Origin of the sequence: Mycolicibacter virginiensis (assembly GCF_022374935.2) — a bacterium.
Taxonomy (GTDB): domain Bacteria; phylum Actinomycetota; class Actinomycetes; order Mycobacteriales; family Mycobacteriaceae; genus Mycobacterium; species Mycobacterium virginiense.
The window spans coordinates 1,536,323-1,557,518 of record NZ_CP092430.2 but is presented as its reverse complement, the minus strand read 5'-3'; the positions used below and the strand labels follow the sequence as shown (position 1 = coordinate 1,557,518).

Here is a 21,196-nt window from a genome sequence, read left to right as displayed (position 1 = left end):
AACGCGCCTAGCGCACTGGGTCTTTGGCGTTGCCGGCCTGCCACTGCGACCACGGCACGTTCCAGTCGCCGAGGCCCTCATTGCCGGGCAGCAGCGAACCGATGGTGTTGTTGATCTGCACCACGTCGCCGCGCTTGACGTGGTCGTAGAACCACAGCGCATTGCTGGGGCTGACGTTGATGCAGCCGTGGCTGGTGTTGGCGTAGCCTTGGGCTCCCACCGACCACGGGGCCGAGTGCACGAAGATGCCGCTGTAGGAGATCTGGGTGGCCCAGTCCACGTCAGTGCGATACCCGTTGGGCGAGTTGACCGGCACGCCGTAGGTCGATGAGTCCATGACGATGTGCGCGAAACGCTCGCCGACGATGTAGGTGCCGTTGTTGGTCGGGGTGCTTTCCTTGCCCATCGAGACCGGCATGGTCTTGGCCACTTCACCGTTGATGCGCACCACCATCGACTTGGTGTCGTCGTCGACGGTGGCGATCACCTCGTCGCCGATGACGAAGTGGCTGGTCGCGTTGTCCTGCCCGTAGACCCCGTTGCCCAGGTCCACCCCGTAGGTGTTGACCTGTACGTCGACGTTGGTTCCGGGCTTCCAGAAGGCCTGCGGGCGCCAGCGAACCTCGCGATTGTTCAGCCAGTAGAACGCGCCCGTCACCGGAGGCTCGGTGGTGATGGTGATCGCCTTTTCGGCCGCCTCACGGTCAACGATGTTCTCGTCGAACCGAATTGCTACCGGTTGACCGACGCCGACGACCTCGCCGTCGCGCGGCATGACGTAGGGCATGGTCAGGTTCTGCGGCGAGTGCGTCTGGAACGTCATCTGCCGGCTGGTCACGCCACCGAGGCCCAGCGCCTTCGCGTTGACCGTGTAGCGCTTGTTGTAGCCGAGCTGCTCGGATGTCGCCCAGGTCAACCCGTCGGCACTGAGCTTGCCGTCGACGATCGCGCCGTACTCGTTGACCATGGTGACCGAATCGAGCACGCCGTCTTCGGCGGTCACGGTCACCGGCGCGTCCACCGCGACCCCGACTGCCTTGTCGGTGACCGACGCAGTGACCTTGGGGATCAGCAGGTCAGCGAAGGGAGTGCCCTTGTCGGTGATGATCTTGGCCGCTTCGGCGTCGGCGTTACTGCCGCACGCGCTCAAGCTCATTACTGCGGCCGGAACCATCAGCAATGCCGCTGCCCGGGACCCGAACCCCCGGCAGCGTTCCGCCAAACCAACCTGCCCCATAGCTTTTCCCACCTGACCGTGCTGATACTGCTCGCAGGCAGTCTAGTGGGTAATCGGAACTGCCGCTGTGCCGTCCAGAAGAGCGCTCTGACGTCGCGATTTCGTCTCCCGGCGCGACGCCTGTTATTGTCTCTTTCGCGGTTCTTGACCGCCCAGCGCCGTTAGCTCAGTTGGTAGAGCAGCTGACTCTTAATCAGCGGGTCCGGGGTTCGAAACCCTGACGGCGCACTTAGTTCGGAGGATTTTTCGATATTCCGCTGCACCCGCGGGTGTATGCGATCGGTTCGAAATCCGTTTCCCTCAACAAACCAAGATCAGGTCTGCTGTTACCGCACCGCCGGCCCGTGATGGCCGCACCCGGCTCCGAACAAGCGATGCCCGATGTAGCTGCAGCGGCCGGTGAATCGCACCCGCGCCCCACCGCCCACTGCTCGACGCACAACCCCTGGACGGGACTCCTGCGGGCGAGCGCGCTCCCTGGACTCAGGACGCGGATGGTAGCTCCACCCTGCGGCAAGTCCGCTGATGTCACCAACTGTTCACCAAAAATTCGCCCAGTTAGGTTAGGTTTCCCTATGATAATGCTTATTATCGAACTCGCAGGGTTCTGCTCCCTAACCCTAGGGAATCACACAGACAAAGCTGAAGGAGTCACCTGTGGAGTTCGCCGTACATCCCCAAACGACCAGGTTCGGCAGCGGCCGGCCAACCCGGCTAGCGGCCGCCGGGATCGCGTTGGCGGGAGCAAGCCTGATCGCCGTCAACCCGGTGGCGCCCATCCTGCAGGACACCATTCGGCAGCAAGCTGTGCAGTTGACCGGCTGGGAATCGCTGTTCGAGCGGACCAGTGAGAACCTGACCGCGCTGATGGAGAGCTCCAACGTCAACACTCTGCTGGGCCAGTACAGCAGCAACTGGAGCGACTACGCCCAGCTGATCATCGGCATGGAAGACGTCCCGCTGGACGCGCGGGAGGGCATGTCACCTCGCTTCATCACCTCGGGCTTCGCCGGCATCAACGAGGCGCTCGACAAGATGATCGACGGCGACGAGTCCAACCCCGTCCGGTACCCGGGGCTCGAGGTGCTGATGGAACGGATCTCCGACTACATGTCGCAGGGAGACCCCTTCAACGCATTCAACGAGTTCAACATCTGGTACCTCTACGGCATCGAAGAGATGGGCAAGTCCCTGGGCCCGGTGCTGTCCATTCCCGCCCGCGAGATGATGAACCAGTCGAGCCTGCTGAACGAATTCATCGGCCCGCTCGATGGTTGGGCCTTCATCAAGCAGGTCAGCGACGCAATGATGTCGCCGATGATCGGTGCCGTGTACCAACTGACCCAGAACATCACCGCTGCAGCCGGCGGCGACCTTGAGGCGCTGTTCAACCTGCCCGCCGACCTGCTGAACACCGTGCTCAACGGGTACATCGTGCCCGAGACCGAGGACGTCTTCACCGGCATACTCACCGAAGATGGCATCTTCGACCTGCTGCTGAACCAGTGGCCTGCCCGCGCAGCCGAGGCCCTCACCGTGGGCACCGCGGACCTGCCGGTCAACGCCGTGGAGGTGCCGGACCTCGGGGCGGCCGGAGCTGACCTGCTGGACGGCGGGTTGTGGGACGCCTTGGGCTTCTAGGCCTATCGGCTCCTGAACACGTAGAACGCAACGACGGCCGGGAGGGACCCTGGGTCCCTCCCGGCCGTTTCGTCTTATTGCGACGGTCTTATTGCGACGGCGTCGACTCCTCCGTGGCTTTGACGATCCGGTAGCTCGGGTCCGACATGTACACCGGCCCATTGCCGTTCTGTCGCGCCTTGCCGGTGAGCGCCACCACATCGCCGGGGGCGATGTCGGTGCCCCGCCCGGCATGAAATGTTGCGCGCAGCTCGCCGCTGCCGTCGCCGACCACCGCGACACGCACCGGCTTGCCGCGGCTGATGGTGTCGTCGACCTCGTTGACCCGTCCCTCGATGGTGGACAGGTGGCCGACGATGAGGGCGTCCTCCGCGATGGCGTCCGGTGGCGTCGCCGGATGCTCGTAGCGGTCCACGTCCTGCTGGTCGTGGCGCGCCACCCATTGCTGCAGTTTCCCCACCTCGCGCACAACGCGCTGCTCGAACAGATCCGGAAATGCCTGGCGCACACGCGACTGCACGTCGTAGGGCACGATCGTCGCCGCCGCGTCGGGAACCACGCTCACGGCCTTGGCGATCTTGTCGGCGGTGCGATCGTGCAGCAGCCGACCCAGCAGCGGCGCATAGGTGCGCCGGGGCAGCAACACCGTCACGTGGCAGTCCGGGTATTGGGCACGCGCGGTGTCGACCAGTTGCTGGGCGGTGCGCGTCAGCCGGCGGTCCGGGCAGTCCACCACCCGCAGCGGGGTGTCCAGTCCGTAGTACTCCCACCGCTGCTGCAGCTGCGCGGCATGGGCGGCGTCGACCACCAGGTGCACCGCGACCAGGTCGTCGGCGTAGAGCCCTTTGCCGTACCGCAGGGCCTCGAGCACTGCCAGATCCAGCGAATGCACAAAGACCATCACCCGGTGACGGGCGTATTTGACGGAGTCAGGCCGGTCGGTGCGGAATCGCTCCAGGATCGCGGCCTCGGCCCGGTATTCCCGGTTGAGCCGGATCAGCACCACCACCAGCAACGGGAACACGACCACGACCAGCCAGGCCCCCTCGGTGAACTTCGCCACCGCGAAGATCCCCACCACCACGGTGGATAACAGCCCCGCCGAGAAATTGATGACGAGCTTGTACCGCCATCCCGATTCCCGATGCGTCACATGATGTTTGGCCATGCCGTAGCCGGCCATCGCAAATCCGGTGAACACCCCGATCGCGTAGAACGGCACCAGCGCGTTGACCGAACCGCCGGTGACCACCAGCAGAGTCACCGCCAAGACGGTGAGCACGATGATCCCGTTGGAAAAGACCAGCCGATGCCCGCGCTTGGTCAACTGGCGCGGCAGGAAGCGGTCTTCGGCGACGAAGCTGGCCAGCATCGGAAACCCGTTGAAGCTGGTGTTCGCGCCGGTGAACAGGATCAGCGCCGTCGCCGTCTGCACCAGTACGTAGAGAACCTGCCCGAGCCAGCCGCCGCCGAACACCGCCCGGGCCACCTCGGACAGCACCGAGGGATATCCGACCGCGTACGGCGGGGTGTGAGTGCGGTAGGCCAGGTAGGTGACGCCTGCCAGCAGGAAGCCCAGAATGCACGCCATCGTGGTGAGCACCCGCCGCGCGTTGAGGCCCTGCGGCTTCTGGAAGACGCTGACGGTGTTGGAGATGGCCTCCACACCGGTCAGCGATGACCCGCCGTTGGCGAACGCGCGCAGCACCACCAGGACCGTCGCCCCCATGATCAGCCCATTGCCCTGATGCACCGGCACCGCCCCGGGGAGATGCTTGGCGTCGTAAACCGGTAAGCCCCAGAAGATCTCGCGCACCACGCCGACGATGATCATCAGCCCGAGCACGCCCGCGAAGAAGTAGGTCGGTACCGCGAACGTGCGGCCGGCTTCTCGCACCCCGCGCAGGTTCGCGTAACACATCACGATCACCACTGCGACGGTGATCTCCAGGCTGTAGGGGCCCAGTGGGCGGATCGCCGAGACGACGGCCACGGTGCCGGCCGCCGATTGCACCGCGACGGTCACCACATAGTCGATCAGCAGCGCCGCGGCGGCGACCTGCGCCACCTTTGGGCCGAAGTTCTCCCGCGAGACGATGTAGGAACCACCGGCCCGGGTGTAGGTCATCACCACCTGGCGATACGAGGCGGTGACCAGGACCAGGATCAGCAGGACCACACCGGTGATGGGCAGCAGTAGCGCGAAGGCTGCCAGGCCGGCGTACGGCAGCAGCTCGATCAGGATCTCCTCGACGCCATAGGCATTCGAGGAGATCGCATCGGGTGAAAGTACGCCTAACGCAACCGGATTCGACAACCGCTCGGAGCGCAGCGCACCGGTGACCAGCGGCCGTCCCAGCACCAGCCGCTTGAGCGTGTAGCCGATCGGGTCAGGCCGCGGCGCCGGGGGCTGTTGGGCGCGCACCGCCATATCTTCGTCCCGGCAGCATCACGCCACCAGACCCAATTTCCGCGCCGGAGCGCGGGGATCTCAGCGGTTGCGGATCCGGCGAATCGTCAGGATGAGGATGAGTCCGCCGACACCGGCCAGCGATGCCATCACCGCAGGTTGGGTGACGATCTCGACCGCCCGGGCCTTGGCGCGGTCGGCCAGCCGACGGGGGTTGGCCCGGTCCGCGAGAATATCGACCGTCGACGCCAGCTGCTCGCGGGCCTGATCGATGTCCTTCTTGATCGTGTCGGGATCGCGTTCCGCCACTGTCGTCCTCCCTGTCCGATGCTGCCCCTATCGAACTACCCTAGAGCAGCCGGGGTTCGTCTCATGCTCCGGCGAGCAGAAAGGGGCAGTTGTTGACCGACACCGCACGCCTGGCGCCCGGCGATGAAGCGCCCGCGTTCAGTCTTCCCGACGCCGACGGCAACACCGTGTCGCTGGCCGACTACCGGGGGCGACGCGTCGTCGTCTACTTCTACCCGGCCGCGTCGACCCCCGGTTGCACCAAGCAGGCCTGCGACTTCCGGGACAACCTGCGCGACTTCAACGACGCCGGCCTCGACGTCGTCGGCATCTCCCCCGACAAGCCGGCCAAACTGGCCAAGTTCCGCGACACCGAGGGATTGACCTTCCCGCTGCTGTCCGACCCGGACCGGTCGGTGCTGGCGGCCTGGGGCGCCTACGGCGAGAAGAAGATGTACGGCAAGACCGTGCAGGGCGTCATTCGCTCGACGTTCGTTGTCGACGAGCAGGGCAAGATCGCCGAGGCCCAGTACAACGTCAAGGCTGCACATACAACAACAAAGATCAAGAAGATCCTTGCCGAGTTCGGCACACCACCTGCAAGCTGACCACCGGAGTCGGGGCTACTTGATGGTTTCTGGACAGATAGTCTTCTGGGCCAGCGGTACCAACCTGGCACCATCCCCGAACATCCCGTTCGGGTAGGCAGCCAGGACTTCGGGCAACGTCTGCCCGTTGCGAAGCCGGTTACAGGTCTCCATCCCCGATGCCGCAACCCCGCCGGGGTTGAACACCATCATCCCGATGTCGATGCCTTGTTCGCGTACTGCGTTCTCGAAATCGGCAGGGGTCGCAGATGCCGGCGAGGCAAGTAGGACAGCGGCAGGAAGGGCCAGGGCGGCGAGTAGCGGTTTCATAGACAACTTTTTACATCACCGCACCGACGAATCTTCCCAACTTAGCGACCGATCCTCAGGGGTCTGGGCGTCTACCGAGTTGATCATCGACGCCAGCAACCCCGGTTCTAGTCCCTCGTCACGGCGGACCGCTGCGGGTAGATATCTGCCTACCCACGCGATCCCGCCATCCATCGTTGCGTCTTCACAAGTGGTCGAGTCGACCAGCACAAGATTGTGACAGTGGAGGAACAGGAACAGCGGGAGAATCTCAGAGACCCGTTTGAACGGTGTTTTCCACACCACCACTTCATCCGGGTTGCCCACCGCGTGGACAACGCCGGGGATATCCAGCACATCGTCTTCGTTCGTGTCTTCGTCTATCACAAAATTCCCATCGTTCCAAGGCCCGAGTTGAACTCGCGAACAAAGTCGAGCGCTTTCAAACTCGGATCTTGCGGTTCGACATAACCGATCTCGATGTCCCAGCCTTTAGGCCCGTTCTCGTCTTCTTCCCAGACGATCCGGGTAACCCGCTCGACAAACACCAGGTCTTCGATGGGGAAGTCCAACGGCTTCACGCCGACACGATCACCCAGCCAGAAATGCCCGTAACCTCTTTCACCGAGGTAGTACGGTGCAGCATCCGACATCTTGAGTTTGTGGGTGGTCCTGGCACGGGTAGCGAAGATCCGTGCCCGCTTAGCTGCCGCCATCGAGATGGTGAAAGCACGCTCCGCACCTTCAGCCCAGTCCTCGTACAAGTGAAAGTCCCCCAACGATGATGGGTTACTTTCCAAACCTGCAAGCGGGAGTTTCTCACCACCGGGCATAGCCCGTAAAGTAGGTGTCTCCTCGAACGCAAGAAACGTATTCTCATAGAGGATTTTAGCTACCGCATCCATCGCCCCACCGAGCGATGGAATGCCGATCTGGAACCCACCGCCTAAAGCGGCCACTGGGATTGCCGAGTTGATCAACGAGGTAACAAAGTCACCGAGCATGTTGACGCCGGCAGAGATGCCCTCGTTAACACCGGGCATCGACAAACCACCACCGAGAAATGAGGTGGCCGTAGCCTCGTAGTATTTGAACTCCGAAGATTTAATGCCGGTGTACGGGCCATCCTCCAACACCACCCACGGCGCTTTCGGGTTGGTCCCCATAAATCCCGGTCGGTAATACTCATCGGGGAACGTCGGGTCTCCGGTAAAGACGTTGACACCTTCGGTGTAACCGTCATCCGAAATCTGCACCATCGCCCGGATAAATCCGGTCAACAACGAACCACCGAACGCAGTCTCCGAACCCCAGCCGGATTTGTCCTGGATATCCCAGACAAGGCAGCCAGGACGCAACGGGATAGCCGTTGCGATGTCTTCGATCAGATCATTGTCCAACTCACCTTGGAGATCAGCGAACGGGTGTGGGTCATCGAACATCGGCAGATACCGCCGACATACAACCGTCAGCTGGGCATCTTGAAGAATTTTCTTCGCAACGTCGAACCACGACTTGAACCGAGAAAACACGATCTCGGTGTTCGAATTATCCCCGAGAAGCGGGAACGGTTTAACGATGTTCCGCCAGTTAGCCGGGTTGAACGAACCACCCATCCACTCGTTGATATCGAGCGGATTATCTGGGAGTGTCCACAGCGAGGTTTCTAGTCGCATGATGTTGACGAACAACGTCAACAACAAACACCATTTAGCAGGACCGAAAATCACCCAGACTTTCGGGAACTGTACCTCGGGACGCAGGAACGGATTCGCCCAACAGTAAATATGTTTGACCTGCTCGAAATCATGTTTGAACGTGATTTCGATATACGCATCTTGTCCCGGAGTACGGACCACCGCGTAGTTGTCCATAAACCCAGACCACCGGGTGCCCTGCTTATTGATGACTAGGTGGACGTTGCGCTTTTTGCGGCCCTGGAACTTCATCACCCATTTAGCGAGGTGATGCGACAACGAGAGTTTAACCGTAGCGATACCGGTCTCGTTCTCGATGAACTCGTATTTGAGTGCTCGCCAGCCAGCTAGCTGGTCTCGGAGGTTGTAGTCTCCATCGAACAGCCACGCCTCGGGAGGGGCGATCCTATTGCGCTCCCGTTTTTCTTTTCGTTCATCCACGACCCGCTGTAGGCGTGCGTGGTCCTCACGAGTTTTTAATGCCATTAATGTCTTTCGATGCTTTACGGTGCCAATCGGCAACCGAAATTCCTGCGGCGTTCATTACTGGGCCAACCCGGCGGTCTCCACCGATAAACTGAGATAGCGCACTCATATACGCCGACAAACCTCCGGGGTATAACCAACTGTCGGACGAACGCAATTCGTCCGGCAGCGAGGCAACCAGAGGGGCGTAAGGGCTATTAGCGTCTGAAGCGTCGACCACGGAGCACACGCAGATTGGCTAGTTGTTCTTCGGGCGTATAAGCGGGGGTAGGAGATGTTTCAAGTTCAGGCTTTGCCGGCTCATCCCGTGCGAACGGAGGATCACCGGGGCTGTAGACCCGAATAAAACCGGGGGTCATGCGGCGGCTCCAATCCGCCGACGCCACCTATCCCGAACATCTCTGCGTCGGGAGATTGCCCGCCATTTATCGGGGTTGGTGGCTCGCCAACGCAACTGCCTAGCCGCTTGCTGTTCGGGGGTGCGCTTTCGATACTCACTATTAGCGAGGTTCCGGCAACCCTTGCAAGTTCCGTTCAGGCCTCGGTAGCCATCTGACCGGGGATAGAACTGGTCCAGCGTTTGCGGTTCACCGCATTCGTTACACTTCTTCAATCCGAGCGCGTAAAGCCGCTCACGGCTTTCACGCTCGGCAGTTGATATTCCAGACATACGTTCTTTCGATGAATAAAGGGGAACGGCCTTCAAATGGCCGCGTAAGACTCGATAATTAATCGGTGGATAGACGACACCGAAGGATGGGGATACGTCGCTCTGCGTGCCGCTTAGGGGGCAATATGAGCTATTTCTGAGGGCTGATCGACTTCAAAACCCGTACAGAGCCTTGATTACGCATACGTGCCCGGTCGCCCGTGCGGGGTAGGGGGTACACCCCCAGGGTGCCCCTACCCCTCCCGACCTGCACTGATACCTGGCGAGGCCCGGGGGGAGCGGAGGGAGGGACACGTGAGTGCCAGGTCGGTGTGCCCCTGCCTGTGCCTGTAGCCCCGTGTAGTACCCAGGCCACTAGCAGGGCTAGGTGAGCTGTCCTGACTTCACCTGCCGGTACTGGTGGGCAGACAGCCCTGCGTCCCGTGCGGCGCAGAGCGCGGCGTAGTCCAGGTTGTCCAGCTCGGTAAGCGCATCTGCCACCGCAACAGCAGCTGCATAGAGATCGCCGTTGCCCCCGAGGTATTCGCAGACCCGCTGGGCCTCAGCGATCTGGTCATCGACCAGACGACAGATGAACTGGCAGTACCTTGTTGAGTTGCGCCGGTTCGGGTTGACCCGCTTTTGGCAGCCCTCACGGGCGCACCGAGGGCGATCACCCACGGCGACAGATTTCAGCCCATGAACGGGCCGGGATACTGGCCGGCGGATCGGGCCGGGTCCATCGGCGGTAGAACAGATCACGGCGGCGGTCGATGTCGTCGGCATCGGTGAGACCATTCAGGCCAGCCCGCTTGAGCGCGAGCAGTTTGGTGTCGTCCCTCCACCACGGGGTGGCGTAGCCAGCCGCTTCTACGGCGGCGTCGTGTTCTGCCTCGTTGGATAGATGCCGCTGGAAAGCAGCTTCGCGGCGCTCGGCTTCGGTTGTCCGGTGTGGGCACCAGTGCGGGGTGTCGGTGGAATTGTCGTGACCGTCAATTAATTCATCGAGAATGAGCAAGGGCGATCTCCAAGGGTTGCGGGGATACAAAAGACCCCGGCGGGTTAGGCCGGGGTCTCGGGCAGGGCGTGGGCGGGGCGAGCTACGCGGCAGCGCTTGGCCGTCGTAGCGATGCGCTGATCGCGACTGCCTCGGCGTTGGTGTGCAGGTGCAGCGGGTAGCCGCCGTACTTCACCGGGGCGATGAAGGTGGCTAGCTGACCCCAACGCTTCGCGTTATCGGTGTTGCTGTTGACGCTGACCAACCAGACCGCAACCCCACCAGCGGCGTTGAACGACGTTGGACGGCCCAGGCGGCATGCGGTAAGCAGTCCTAGGGATTGGGTGTCGACGGTCACGTTGTCCGGGGCGTCGTATCCATCCCAGACCGCGATAGAGCAGTAGACATCCCAGATCGGGCGCAGCCGGTCGGTTGCGTCTTTCCAAGCCTGCACCGCAGCACCTTCGGCCTGACCAAAGCTCAGGACACTGTTGTTGAACTTGTCGCCCAGGTTCGGGAGATTGTCGGCGACGCCGTTCAGATCGAACTCGGCCACCGTGGCGTTGAACAGCTCGACCACGGACTTCTCCCACTGATGGATTACCCGATCCACGGCACTCGTCAGACGACGGCCAACCGCATCGGCCAGCGCCGCGCTGGCACCGTTGGTGGTGACGTACGCGGTAGCCGCTGAAGTGATGAACTCCGTCTTAGCCGAGTCGAACTCGGCCAGCGGCACATTGGTTAGCCGGAGAGCTGCGGCCTGCATGGCGCGGTTGACGTGTTCGTCTTCACGTCGAATCTGTTGATAGAGCTTTGCCTCTGCGGCGACCTGCTCGGGCACATCGATACCGAGGGCACGGACCTTGCGGACGAGCTGGACGGCGGTGTTTTCCTGGGCGTGATTAAGGGTGAACATGTATCTCCTGGGACTCAGTGAGTGACGTTGGTGGCGTAGAACTCGGCGAACTGCTGGCCGAGCTGTTCTAGATCGGGCTTGGTGGTAGCCGCCTCGTAGCCGGCCTGCCAGTGGGCTATGAGCGATTCGGTCAGCGGGTCGGGTTGGGTGTCGGACATAGTGGGGCTCCTAACTGTGGGAAATGACAAAGGCCCCGCCTGATGGCGAGGCCGATGCCGTGGTTTGCGTTCACTGGGCGGTGAACGCTAACGGTATTTATGCAGGTCCAGACCGTTTACTTCTCTGGGGGCCTTTAGGCCCCCGTGAGTAAACGCAAGTAGATGAACGTAAAGGGGTGTGCTCAAGAGAACGGATCAAGACACTGTGAGTCCTGGTTGAACGCAACGTATTCCCAGATCGCAGGCGAGCTGCCTGCGGCTGGCGTTGTGATCTCCCAACCGTCAGCCTCTTCCAATCTCCTGATCGCAGTAACCTTGCCGACTGCCAACCCGTCCATCACGTCGGTTGTGGTCAACTGCTGACCCCGGTTTCGGTGGAAGAACTCGGTGGCCGGGTCTCCCAGCACTCCCCACTGTCGGGCGAGCAACCTGGTCTGCGGGTCGTAGGCCAGCTCCGATTTCGGTACGTCCACGTCTCGGCCACGGGCACCGAACTTCGCCGGCTTGTCGCCGTCGCGCTCCAAAGACCACAGCGCAGATCCCCAGTCGGAGAACGCCGACGCACCACGCGCACGTCCTGGTGCGGAGTGCCCCGCATGGTGAACGACCACCAGGCTTTTGCAGCCCGCAGCAACAACAGCGGCGTCGAGCTGATCCATCAGGGGGCGTACCTCGGAGTTGCGATCCTCGTCAATCCCCGCCGATGAGCACACCACCGATACCGGGTCGATGATTACAACGTCTATCCGATCCCGTTCAAGCTGACCAACCATCGCGTCAAACAGGCTGGCAACACGGATGTCGAGCGATGCCCCGTTGCCCCGCAGGTCGTAGTAGCTGACCATCTCCGGGTCCGGCCCTACCACCTGGAACCACTTGCGTGCCCGCCACTGCCCTAGCTCAAGGTCAAAGTAGGCCACCCGTTGCGGCTCAGGCACTCCGAACTGACCTAGGAACGGTTCAGCCCTGGTGAGTGATCGAACCAAGTTCATCGCCAGAGTTGTCTTGCCGCTCTTGAATTGGGCCGACAACAGCGCCGACCCATCAGCGGGCAACAGTCCCTCGACTAGCCATTCTTCGTGTTCCGGCTCCGTGGCGAACAGGTCGGCCAGTCCGGTCGGTTCCGGGAACACCAGGCCCGTAGCTGCCAGCTCGGCACGCTCCTGCTTAATCTGCTCACGCGCCGCCCACATGACCCGCTGTCGGCGTAGCTCGGCCTCGTAGTCGCCTCGGTCGCCTTCGGTGATGATCTCCGGTAAGGGCTGTGCCGTATCGGTGATCTCCTGGGCGAAGTCGATAACCTCTGCGCGGCCCGTCACACGACCACCTGCCTAGCAGCAGACTCGATGGTTCGGGCGATCTCTTCGTCACCGAGACCAGTCGCCAATGCTGCCATCTCCAACTCGACAAACGCGTCGGGACCGGCGTCGTGCTCGTAGAGTCGGCACGCACACCACAACAGAGTGTTGTTCCGGTCGACCGTTGCGTCTTCCATCGTGCGGATGATCCCGGCCAGTTGGGCCTCGGTCATCTTGCCGTTGCCAGACCGGGGCGCCCGACGTGGAGGCTTCACCACACGGGGTACCAGGTGCTTGGGTAGTGCTGCCACCGGGTTGCCGACCAACCAGATATAGGGCTTCCCGGTGCTGGGATGGATCGACGGCGGCATGACCACCAAACCCTGCTGTGTCTTGATGTCGATACCGTCAGCGCCGAGCAGCGTGGATCGAAACTTGCCTCGCGCTGCAAACCACACGTGCCACCCGCCGGAGCCCGTACGGGCGGTACGGGTCTCCGGGTAGTCACCAAGTGCGGCAAGGCTGCCACCGTTGCGTGGGTCGATATCGAAGATGATCGCCGGTTCCGGTGGACGGCAACCGATGTTTGCGTCGGGCCATTTAGTCCACCAGTGTTCGATCACCCTGGTATCGGTAGTCGCGTCGTAGAAGCCTTGCGTGGTCAGCGGGGCTTTACCTCGCAGGGGCAGCACCTCGTAGCCTCGAGCGGCGTAGGCGAGTGCGCTTTCAATCATTCACTCGTCACCCGCGTACTTGAACCCGTCGACCTGGCTCTGCAAGACGTGCATGACGTGCGGGGCATTGTTGAACGGGTCAACGTCGCGCGGGTAGAACTTGAACGAGTATTCAACGCCACCGGTTGATGGATGCAGCAGCTTGAAATCGCTGTCCACCTTGTACCACCAGTTTCCGATGAGCACCTCGGTAACGTTGCTGTCAGATAGAGCAATCATTTTTCATTTCATTTCTCTTGTGTTGTTGCACAGCCGTTTTCAGCTGTGCCTTACCCGCCGGTTTGGCGGGAAGTCTGTAGGTGTTAGGACGCCAGGGCATCCTCGATGGCGCGGATTCGGCTACGCGCCGATTGGCATGAGTGCCTGTAGCGCGCTTCGCTTTCCAGCGCGCAGCCTTTGCACCCACCGTTCGGTCGTCGGTCCTGCGGACCACGGATCGCGTGGCGACCCGACTTGCATACGTGGTTCATCGTCTCTACTCCGATCAGTTATCGCGATGGGCCATCGAACGTCGACAAATAAAAAGCGATGAGGGCCACGGCCTGCGATGGCCTCGCAGGGGCATCCCTCTCCCATGGTTACGTAAAAAGGTGGAACATCAGTCCTCGTCAAAGGCACTATCTAGCCAGTCATCCGGCTCAGTAGGGTCGACTGCTACCCCCTGCCTCACAGGAGGTAGGCCAGCCTTGCGGAACTGCTCATCGCGAAACGCATAACGCTTGCGGCGCAGCCCCGACATCCTGTACCGGGCACGGTCGCTGTGTGAGGCTGACTTTGCATCCCTGCACCCGTGACACAGCTCGGGCCACTTGCCGGTCCACGTTCGACCGTCCTTGTGGTGAGCGATACTTCGCCGTGCCGTAACCAGGCCCGCGCAATCTCTACACCGCCCGTAATAGATCCTCATTCCCCAGAACTGAACGACGCATCCGCGCTTAGTCGTCCAGGTGCGGAACGCGTTCGGGTTCTCCCGCCGCCACCTATCGACTTTGGTCGGTACGCCCTTGGCAACGCTGCTACCCCCTGACTTGGGGATGACGTAGCGCGGGCGCTCGGTGCTCACGCCGCCGTTGACTCCGGCAGCAGGTACACCAGCAACTCTGCCTGCCCGAAAACCATGTCGGCGTCCTCGATTACCTCAGACCGAACGGGCTCCGTGTCTCCGACGAGTGAGCGGACCTGATCGAACAACTTGCTGGTGTCGTTGACCAACACCGACCGGTACACCGCTAGGTGCGAATCGGGCGTACGCCAGACGTAGAGAAAACACGGGTCGGCTACCAACACCGCCCCGGTCATCGGCTACGGCCCCCGTCGAACACGGCAGCTTCAGCGCACCCCTCGCGCAACCACCCGTTGACCACGCTGGTGTCGGATATTTCGGCAGTCGCGGTGAGAGACAACAACGGGTATCCATCGGAACCGAATTGGGACGGACCTACGAACCGCCTGGCCCTCTCGGGGGAACCGTTGATCATCACCAGGACCCGCGCATCCCTTCGACCGATCAGAAGACCGGGGTTGTCCTCCGTGTCGATGAACTGCGGGTCCCAACAGCATCGCCGCGCCAGCTCGGCATAGTCAGCAAGCAGCCGCAATTGATCAAACTTCCCTTCACTCACTAATCCCATCTCCCTCTCGTTGTGGCGGCGGTTCCGCCTCTGTGTCACCGTCGACCGTTGCACCGTCTCATATGGTTCATACGGTTGTCAACGGATACGGCAAAGCGGGATGAGACGCCGCCCAGTGTTAAAGTGACCTGCATGGCCTTGGAGATACGGCGGATGCCCGTTGCCGACATCGCGCTCGGCTACGACGGCGAACGGTTGGTGCAGATCACGATCACCACCACTTCGGACGACGAGGACGGGCAACTCGGGTATGACGAGCTGCTGTATGCCGCTCGACAGATTCAAGACCTCGCACGGCGTGAATACCGGGTGCCGCTGGCGCAACGCTCACGTATTGGCGTTGAAGCCGTGCAGCAGATGGTCGACGCCTACACCAAAGCCAACGGCAGGATCACCGACGACTATCTGGCACGCCTGGCGCTGGCCTACGCCCAACTGGCACCACGACGCCGGGATGTCTCCACAGCCTTGGCGGACGCTCTAGATAAGCCTGTGCCGACTGTGAAGGGTCACATCATGCGGGCGCGGCGTGAGGGCTTCCTTACCGAAGCTGTTGACGGCAAAGAGGGCGGCGAAGCTACCCCTAAGACCCGTGAAGTCATCGCCAATACTTGACACTGGACGACCCTGTCCTGGCGAATGTCACTTACAAATGTAAGGACACGCGGTCGCCCTGACCTGGACTTTGAGGAAATACTATGAATGTGGTTTGGCAGTCCCCCATGCCGAGTGCCAGGGCGTAAAGTAATCCACGCAGCAAGCCCCAGGTCCGAAAACCTGGGGCTTCGGGTACCTGGGGCTTGTGGTTCTACTTGGTAGGTAGGCAGCCAAAGTATCAGGAAACGTCTCGGCGGTGAGCCGTTTGTGACGTTTGTTACCGAAGTTATATCTGCTTGCTGCACGGTGGTGGGTTGCGTCCTGCCACCCTAGTAGTAAGGAAAATAGTTATGGCTGTAGGCCGTTTGGCACATACAGGGCAGAAGTGTCCCGAAAGTGGTGTGTGGAAGTCACAGGACTCTCCGAGCACGACCGCACCCATCGCGGTGGGCAACGTCATGCCACCCCACAACAACCGGGCTGTCGACTGGAAGCTGATCCAACTCGCGTGACCGGTTGATCGAGAGGGCGGCACCGTCATGCTTCGGGCGGTGCCGCCTTTCGTTGTACACCGCTTATTCGTCGTCCCAATTGCTTTCGTTCGGACGCAAGCCCCCTGGTGAATAGGGTCCGGTGTTGAGCGAAGGGCAGGCTCCGAACGGGCCGACCCATGAGCCGGAATCTGGGCAGTAGTCCCGGCGTCCAAAATCGCCATCGCACCACCTCTGGTCGTGGCAATATGCCGGGATTGGGTCAGCGCTTGCCACGGGCGGGAACAACCCGAACAACACCATCCCGAACGTCAAGACCCTCGCCAACATCCAGCTTCTCCAATCCATCCCGAATCGCCTGCTGTTCTGCCGTCAGCTCCGGCTCCGGCCAATCCTCGGGGTGGCACAACTCCCACGGGATGACCTTGGTCTGCGTCGTGGTCCCACGCGGCGGGAAGTGCAGTACCAGCCGCACACCGCTGTCCCGAAGAACCTGACGGCGGTCGGTGGCCTCGTCGGCCCACAGCTCACGGAACGTCTTACCGGTGCCCACCGACTCCCAACGGGCAGGCGTCACGGTGTTCGCGGTCAACTCGGCCTTTCGAGCAACCAACGAGGACAGACGCGACCGATACAGCACCTCATCGTCTACTAGCCCGTTGTCGGACTCCCACCGCAGCCGCTCTAGCGACTGCTCGGTTTGGGCCAGCTCTTGACTGTGGTCAGCACCGGGAACAAATACCTGCTGCTGCATCTCACGATCGCCGTGAGCATCCAGAAAATCTTCTTCCAAGATGGCTTCGGCCATCTGAAGCGTTATCGCACCACGGCACCCGTTCAGCGCCCGGCCACAACGGACGTAGGTGTGCAGCTTCCCGCTAGACGACCGCCTGCGGTGCAGCGCCAACGCGTACCCGCACTGGCAGAAGCCGATCCCGGCCAACGGGTTCGGCGTCATCTGACGCGCCTTACCGCTGGCCGTACGACGACCTACCGCCGCCTGTATCAGCGCCCAGTCGTCGTCGGTGAAAGTAGGCTCGGCCATCCTGATCGGCTGACCTTGGGGATCGAGTACCAGCTTCTCCCCTACCCGTTTCTTGTTGTCGGGGTTCTTCTCGGTAGGGGCAGGTTCGTATACCGCCATCACCCGCAAGCCTTGCGTGCGCTGCGAAGTCAGGACACGTTTCAACGTGGCGACCGACCACTTACCGCCACCCCGTGACCGGGCGACGTTCGTCGTCTTGCCCTGCTCATTGAGCCACCGGGCGATGCTGGTCAACGATTGCCGTTCGTCCACCAGTTTGTTTCTGATCTCGTGCAGCAGCTTGTAGCCCTCGGGATCACGGGCGAGCGCCTTGCCCTGCCCGCTCGAGTGTTTGACGGTGCGGTACCCCAGTGGGGGTACACCGTGGCTTACCCGGTCGGTCATCCGCAGGTAGTCGAGCCGATCTGTTGCGCGGGTCTTGAACCGTGACAACTCGATGGCCGCGAAGAAGCTGCCGACGTAGATGAAGAACTCGCTCATCATCTGATCGAGCGAGTCACCCGCCGGGTGGAGGTAATCGAGCACTACCCCATCGCCGGCGAACGCCAGAATCTTCTTGTTCTCTTTGGTCCACTTGGCGAAGTCCACGCAGTCAGCGGTAGATCGGAACGCTCGGTCGATCTTGGCGAACACCAGCACGTCCCACTCGTGCAGACGTTCCGGGGCCAGCCACTTGCCCAGGTCTGGCCGCTCAAACGGAGTTGTTTTTCCCGCTGAGATTCCTAGATCCTCGAACGTCCCGACCACGGTGTATCCGTGGGACTGCGCCCACCGTTCGCCCTCCTCGGTTTGGGCGAGATGGGAGACCTTGCGGGTGCTGGCTTTGTCGTCGTCTAAATGGGATACACGAGACCCAACGACCGCCCTTAGTCGTCTGCTCACCGTGGTAATACCCGGATGTCCTCGGGGTGTACGTCGTCCACTCGGCCATCATCCCAACGCACTCTGACAAACGCTCGGCACACTCTGGACACCCTGCCAGTCGGTCCGTCAGCCCGACCGTGAATGCCGACGTACTTCACAAGCTGGCCGCTTGATAGCTGTTGTCCCATGTGTTTCACAGTACAACGTGCGGGCCACCGGGCACGTCGCGAAACTGCGGCGCGATCTGTCGGTCTGACCCCTGAGGTCGCTTTTCCGCCGACCGAGAAGGAGCCGCGCATGCCGGTCATCCGAACGAGTTTGTGGTTCGACACCCAGGCGCTGGAAGCCGCCGAGTACTACGTGTCGATCTTTCCCAATTCAAAGGTCACCGACGTCTCCTACTGGGGCGCGGAGAATCCCGAGCGCGACGGCAGCCCGCTGGAAGTGTTGTTCGAGCTCGACGGGCGGCTGTTCTCCGCCATCAACGGCGGACCGAACTTCACGTTGGATGAGGCCATCTCGATCCAGGTCTACTGCGCCGATCAGGCCGAGGTCGACCACTACTGGAACGCGTTAAGCGCCGGCGGCAAGGAAGTCCAGTGCGGCTGGCTCACCGACCGCTACGGCTTGTCCTGGCAGATCATCCCGCAACGGCTGTCGGAGTTGATGACCGATCCAGACCCCGAGCGCGTACTTCGGGCGAAGCAGGCCATGTACACGATGGTCAAGCTCGACATCGCCGCGTTGGAGGCGGCAGCCGAAGGGCCTTGACGCCTATCGGTGGTGGGTGAATCCGATCTGGCCGGGCTGGCGTTTCGGGGCATACCCCAGCTTCGCCAGCGTTTCGTCCGCATCGGCATAGACGGTGCCGATCTTGTAGATGTCGCGGGCCTCCTTGCCGGTCGCGACATCGCGTCCGTGTTTCTGTCCCGTGAAGATAAGCCTCGTCAGCCCGCCACGCACCCGATCGGGAGCAGACGGCCGACTATCTCTCAGTCACAACGAACCGTTGTGGGCTAACAAGGACAAACCCCCTAGCCGCGGACTACTGTCGGGCGCAGCATTAATCCCAACGGTCGGGATTGGGTGGCGCCTCCGATCGAGCGACCAACAAGGCGCGTTACTCCTACCCCGTTGGAAGGCAGGAAGATGACTGGGCACAGCTGGGCAGTGATCGGAGCAGGTCCCGCAGGTATCGCCGCGGTGGGCCGGCTGCTCGACCATGGCGTCCCCGAGAACCAGATCGTCTGGATCGATCCCGACTTTGCCGCCGGTGATATCGGCACCAAATGGCGCGCCGTCCCCGGCAACACTCATGTGTCACTCTTCCTCGACTACTTGAACGGCTCGCAGGCGTTCCGGTTCTCCGAAGCACCCCACTTTGAGCTGACCGACATTGATCCCGGTCACACCTGCCCGCTCGGCCTCATCGCCGATCCGTTGGTATGGATCTCGCAGCACCTGACCCAGCGCGTCACCGCCATTCGCGCGGTGGCCACCGAGCTCACCCTGCGCAACCGCCGGTGGCTGGTGAGCACCCCGGACGCCGAGATCGAAGCGAAGAACGTGATTCTGGCCGTCGGCTCGATTCCCAAGACGCTTCAGCATCCGCACCTGGAAGAGATTCCGATCGAGGTGGCACTGAACCCCGACAAGCTCAGTCAGCTGGCGTTGGACGACGCCACGGTGGCGGTCTTCGGCTCGTCACACTCATCGATGGTGGCCCTGCCCAACTTGTTGAACACCCAGGCGCAGAAGGTCGTCAACTTCTATCGAAGCCCTACCAAATACGCTGTCTACCTTGGCGATCAGATCCTGTTCGACGACACTGGCCTGAAGGGAAATGCCGCAACGTGGGCCCGCGAGAACATCGACGGAACCTATCCGGAGCGCCTGGAACGGTATCGGGTAGACGACAAGGAGTTCTCCGAGCAGCTCCAAGCCTGTAGCCACGTTGTCTACACCGTCGGCTTCACCCGCCGGCGGCTCCCCGCGACCCCGCAGTGGGGGGAGCTGGAATACGACCCGGTGAACGGGATCCTGGCTCCGGGACTGTTCGGGGTCGGAATTGCTTTCCCCGAGTATGGAATCGACTCGTTCGGATCTGGGCAGTATCGGATCGGACTGATCAAATTCATGCAGCGGCTCAACAGCGCACTGCCCCTGTGGTTGCAGTACGGCACGTAGCTTCGGCGGGGATCAGCGCAGGCGGTTGGCGCCGCCGATATGGCTCAACAGGTCCCGGGCCGCGCCGGCCGGCGGCGTCCGCCCACCCGTCCAGATCGCCCTGAGATCCCGATGCAGGTCTAATTCTGGCACCTCGACGCTGCGAAGCCGGCCGACCGCAAGGTCATCGGCGACCGCCAACCTGCTCATCACAGCCGGCCCGGCCCCGGCCAGTACGGCACCACGCACGGCGACCGACGAAGAAAGTTCCAATGCCGGACGTGCCTGTTCCACCTCGTGACCCAAGACGGCACGCAACGCCGACGTCAGCGAGTCCCGGGTGCCCGAACCCTGTTCCCGCACGACCAGCGGGGTCTGGCTGAGCTCTGCGGCGGTCACGCCTTTGGAGCGACGCACCCATTTGTGGTCGGGCGGCACGATCACCACGAGGTCGTCGTGCGCCACGACACGGCTGCGAATACCGGTCAGCGCCCCCGGACTCTCGATGAAGCCCAAGTCCGCCGATCCGCCTCGCACGTTCGCAATGGCTTGCTCGCTGTTGGTGGCGGTCAGAATGACCTCCGGTGCCTCGCGGCCGGTTCGTGTGGCGGAGGTCTGCAGGGACACGATCCAGCGGGGCATCAGCTGTTCGGCGATCGTCAGACTCGCAACCACGTTCATCTTCTTGCGGCTTGCGGTCCGCAACGAAGCCAGCCCGGCATCGACGTGACCGGCGACATCCAGTAGCTGATCTGCCCACTCCGTCACGACCGCCCCCGCCGAAGTCAACTGCGAACCACGCGCACCACGCATTACGAGTCGCACGCCGGTCTGGGCCTCCATCGCGGTCAGGCGTGCCGAAACCGCCTGCTGCGTCAGCCCCAGCTCCCGCCCCGCAGCGCCAAGGCTGCCGGTTCTGGCGATAGCCACCAACATCTCGAACGCCGACAGATCGGGCATGCGGGGGCTCAGCGCCATCTCCCCATGCAATC

General features: G+C 62.1%; 21 protein-coding genes, 1 tRNA gene and 2 pseudogenes. 7 read left to right on the top strand and 17 right to left on the bottom strand.

The window, feature by feature from the left end; translation table 11 throughout:
* Positions 1 to 7 precede the first annotated feature (7 nt).
* Entirely contained in the window at positions 8 to 1,237 is a 1,230-nt protein-coding gene (locus tag MJO54_RS07665; RefSeq protein WP_046283802.1) for a L,D-transpeptidase, read from the bottom strand.
* 155 nt (positions 1,238 to 1,392) lie between these two features.
* Between MJO54_RS07665 and MJO54_RS07660 the strand changes: the two genes are divergently transcribed.
* Together MJO54_RS07660 and MJO54_RS07655 are read left to right on the top strand one after the other, a co-directional pair.
* Positions 1,393 to 1,465: transfer RNA gene (locus MJO54_RS07660), tRNA-Lys, on the top strand.
* 429 nt (positions 1,466 to 1,894) lie between these two features.
* Positions 1,895 to 2,878 (top strand): hypothetical protein, encoded by a 984-nt coding sequence (locus tag MJO54_RS07655; RefSeq protein ID WP_046283803.1) that lies wholly within the window; start codon positions 1,895 to 1,897, stop codon positions 2,876 to 2,878.
* Positions 2,879 to 2,966: 88 nt separating this feature from the next.
* Here MJO54_RS07655 and MJO54_RS07650 read toward each other — a convergent pair whose 3' ends face one another.
* A complete protein-coding gene (locus MJO54_RS07650) occupies positions 2,967 to 5,303 on the bottom strand; it encodes an amino acid permease (RefSeq protein WP_434006613.1) in 2,337 nt (778 codons plus the stop codon).
* Between the two features lie 66 nt (positions 5,304 to 5,369).
* Positions 5,370 to 5,597: a DUF3618 domain-containing protein gene (locus MJO54_RS07645; protein WP_046283805.1), complete on the bottom strand. Its 228-nt coding sequence runs from the start codon at positions 5,595 to 5,597 to the stop codon at positions 5,370 to 5,372.
* A gap of 92 nt (positions 5,598 to 5,689) precedes the next feature.
* On the opposite strand from MJO54_RS07645, the gene bcp reads away from it, so the two are divergent.
* Positions 5,690 to 6,184: a thioredoxin-dependent thiol peroxidase gene (gene bcp, locus MJO54_RS07640; protein ID WP_046283830.1), complete on the top strand. Its 495-nt coding sequence runs from the start codon at positions 5,690 to 5,692 to the stop codon at positions 6,182 to 6,184.
* Positions 6,185 to 6,199: 15 nt separating this feature from the next.
* Here bcp and MJO54_RS07635 read toward each other — a convergent pair whose 3' ends face one another.
* The 11 genes from MJO54_RS07635 to MJO54_RS07585 form a co-directional block, all read right to left on the bottom strand.
* On the bottom strand, positions 6,200 to 6,493 hold the full coding sequence (locus MJO54_RS07635) for a DUF732 domain-containing protein (RefSeq protein ID WP_046283806.1): 294 nt from the start codon (positions 6,491 to 6,493) through the stop codon (positions 6,200 to 6,202).
* A gap of 15 nt (positions 6,494 to 6,508) precedes the next feature.
* Positions 6,509 to 6,859 (bottom strand): hypothetical protein, encoded by a 351-nt coding sequence (locus MJO54_RS07630; RefSeq protein ID WP_046283807.1) that lies wholly within the window; start codon positions 6,857 to 6,859, stop codon positions 6,509 to 6,511.
* On the bottom strand, positions 6,856 to 8,691 hold the full coding sequence (locus MJO54_RS07625; RefSeq protein ID WP_350355697.1) for a Gp37-like protein: 1,836 nt from the start codon (positions 8,689 to 8,691) through the stop codon (positions 6,856 to 6,858). The genes MJO54_RS07630 and MJO54_RS07625 overlap by 4 nt, the downstream gene beginning before the upstream one ends.
* 997 nt (positions 8,692 to 9,688) lie before the next feature.
* On the bottom strand, positions 9,689 to 9,985 hold the full coding sequence (locus MJO54_RS07620) for a hypothetical protein (RefSeq protein ID WP_046283809.1): 297 nt from the start codon (positions 9,983 to 9,985) through the stop codon (positions 9,689 to 9,691).
* Entirely contained in the window at positions 9,978 to 10,322 is a 345-nt protein-coding gene (locus MJO54_RS07615) for a hypothetical protein (RefSeq protein ID WP_046283810.1), read from the bottom strand. Before MJO54_RS07615 ends, MJO54_RS07620 begins: the two co-directional genes overlap by 8 nt.
* A gap of 82 nt (positions 10,323 to 10,404) precedes the next feature.
* A complete protein-coding gene (locus MJO54_RS07610; protein WP_046283811.1) occupies positions 10,405 to 11,220 on the bottom strand; it encodes a hypothetical protein in 816 nt (271 codons plus the stop codon).
* Positions 11,221 to 11,234: 14 nt separating this feature from the next.
* Positions 11,235 to 11,378 carry a hypothetical protein gene (locus MJO54_RS07605; protein WP_192830560.1) on the bottom strand — a complete coding sequence of 48 codons (144 nt, stop codon included), beginning with the start codon at positions 11,376 to 11,378 and terminating at the stop codon, positions 11,235 to 11,237.
* A gap of 182 nt (positions 11,379 to 11,560) precedes the next feature.
* Positions 11,561 to 12,697, bottom strand: a complete 1,137-nt coding sequence (locus MJO54_RS07600; RefSeq protein ID WP_052741148.1) for an ATP-binding protein — start codon at positions 12,695 to 12,697, stop codon at positions 11,561 to 11,563.
* The gene (locus tag MJO54_RS07595; protein WP_046283812.1) at positions 12,694 to 13,410 is read right to left on the bottom strand and encodes a bifunctional DNA primase/polymerase; all 717 of its coding nucleotides are present in this window, start codon (positions 13,408 to 13,410) and stop codon (positions 12,694 to 12,696) included. The genes MJO54_RS07600 and MJO54_RS07595 overlap by 4 nt, the downstream gene beginning before the upstream one ends.
* Positions 13,411 to 13,629, bottom strand: a complete 219-nt coding sequence (locus MJO54_RS07590; protein WP_152665891.1) for a hypothetical protein — start codon at positions 13,627 to 13,629, stop codon at positions 13,411 to 13,413. It lies immediately after the preceding gene.
* Positions 13,630 to 14,469: 840 nt separating this feature from the next.
* Positions 14,470 to 14,709, bottom strand: a complete 240-nt coding sequence (locus MJO54_RS07585; protein WP_240175773.1) for a hypothetical protein — start codon at positions 14,707 to 14,709, stop codon at positions 14,470 to 14,472.
* Positions 14,710 to 15,173: 464 nt separating this feature from the next.
* On the opposite strand from MJO54_RS07585, the gene MJO54_RS07580 reads away from it, so the two are divergent.
* Positions 15,174 to 15,656: a hypothetical protein gene (locus MJO54_RS07580; RefSeq protein WP_240175772.1), complete on the top strand. Its 483-nt coding sequence runs from the start codon at positions 15,174 to 15,176 to the stop codon at positions 15,654 to 15,656.
* 735 nt (positions 15,657 to 16,391) lie between these two features.
* Here the strand turns inward: MJO54_RS07580 and MJO54_RS07575 are convergent.
* A complete protein-coding gene (locus tag MJO54_RS07575; RefSeq protein ID WP_240175771.1) occupies positions 16,392 to 18,056 on the bottom strand; it encodes a recombinase family protein in 1,665 nt (554 codons plus the stop codon).
* 172 nt (positions 18,057 to 18,228) lie between these two features.
* On the opposite strand from MJO54_RS07575, the pseudogene MJO54_RS07570 reads away from it, so the two are divergent.
* Positions 18,229 to 18,294: pseudogene (locus tag MJO54_RS07570) on the top strand (peroxiredoxin); the annotation flags it as partial.
* A 41-nt stretch (positions 18,295 to 18,335) separates the two neighbouring features.
* A complete protein-coding gene (locus MJO54_RS07565) occupies positions 18,336 to 18,809 on the top strand; it encodes a VOC family protein (protein WP_046283817.1) in 474 nt (157 codons plus the stop codon).
* A gap of 3 nt (positions 18,810 to 18,812) precedes the next feature.
* On the opposite strand, the pseudogene MJO54_RS07560 reads toward MJO54_RS07565, so the two are convergent.
* Positions 18,813 to 18,956 (bottom strand): annotated as a pseudogene (locus MJO54_RS07560) (3-keto-5-aminohexanoate cleavage protein); the annotation flags it as partial.
* A 231-nt stretch (positions 18,957 to 19,187) separates the two neighbouring features.
* Between MJO54_RS07560 and MJO54_RS07555 the strand changes: the two are divergent.
* Entirely contained in the window at positions 19,188 to 20,225 is a 1,038-nt protein-coding gene (locus MJO54_RS07555; protein ID WP_046283819.1) for an FAD/NAD(P)-binding protein, read from the top strand.
* A gap of 12 nt (positions 20,226 to 20,237) precedes the next feature.
* Here the strand turns inward: MJO54_RS07555 and MJO54_RS07550 are convergent, their stop codons facing one another.
* Positions 20,238 to 21,182, bottom strand: coding sequence for a LysR family transcriptional regulator (locus MJO54_RS07550; RefSeq protein WP_046283820.1), 945 nt, complete (start codon positions 21,180 to 21,182; stop codon positions 20,238 to 20,240).
* Positions 21,183 to 21,196: the final 14 nt, after the last annotated feature.

Bases quoted from the DNA above. Each gene is read 5' to 3' on its own strand.
- MJO54_RS07665 (WP_046283802.1), bottom strand. From the start codon at position 1,237: ATGGGGCAGGTTGGTTTGGCGGAACGCTGCCGGGGGTTCGGGTCCCGG.
- MJO54_RS07635 (WP_046283806.1), bottom strand. From the start codon at position 6,493: ATGAAACCGCTACTCGCCGCCCTGGCCCTTCCTGCCGCTGTCCTACTT.
- MJO54_RS07610 (WP_046283811.1), bottom strand. From the start codon at position 11,220: ATGTTCACCCTTAATCACGCCCAGGAAAACACCGCCGTCCAGCTCGTC.
- MJO54_RS07605 (WP_192830560.1), bottom strand. From the start codon at position 11,378: ATGTCCGACACCCAACCCGACCCGCTGACCGAATCGCTCATAGCCCAC.
- MJO54_RS07595 (WP_046283812.1), bottom strand. From the start codon at position 13,410: ATGATTGAAAGCGCACTCGCCTACGCCGCTCGAGGCTACGAGGTGCTG.
- MJO54_RS07590 (WP_152665891.1), bottom strand. From the start codon at position 13,629: ATGATTGCTCTATCTGACAGCAACGTTACCGAGGTGCTCATCGGAAAC.
- MJO54_RS07585 (WP_240175773.1), bottom strand. From the start codon at position 14,709: ATGACCGGGGCGGTGTTGGTAGCCGACCCGTGTTTTCTCTACGTCTGG.
- MJO54_RS07580 (WP_240175772.1), top strand. From the start codon at position 15,174: ATGGCCTTGGAGATACGGCGGATGCCCGTTGCCGACATCGCGCTCGGC.
- MJO54_RS07565 (WP_046283817.1), top strand. From the start codon at position 18,336: ATGCCGGTCATCCGAACGAGTTTGTGGTTCGACACCCAGGCGCTGGAA.
- MJO54_RS07555 (WP_046283819.1), top strand. From the start codon at position 19,188: ATGACTGGGCACAGCTGGGCAGTGATCGGAGCAGGTCCCGCAGGTATC.
- MJO54_RS07550 (WP_046283820.1), bottom strand. From the start codon at position 21,182: ATGGCGCTGAGCCCCCGCATGCCCGATCTGTCGGCGTTCGAGATGTTG.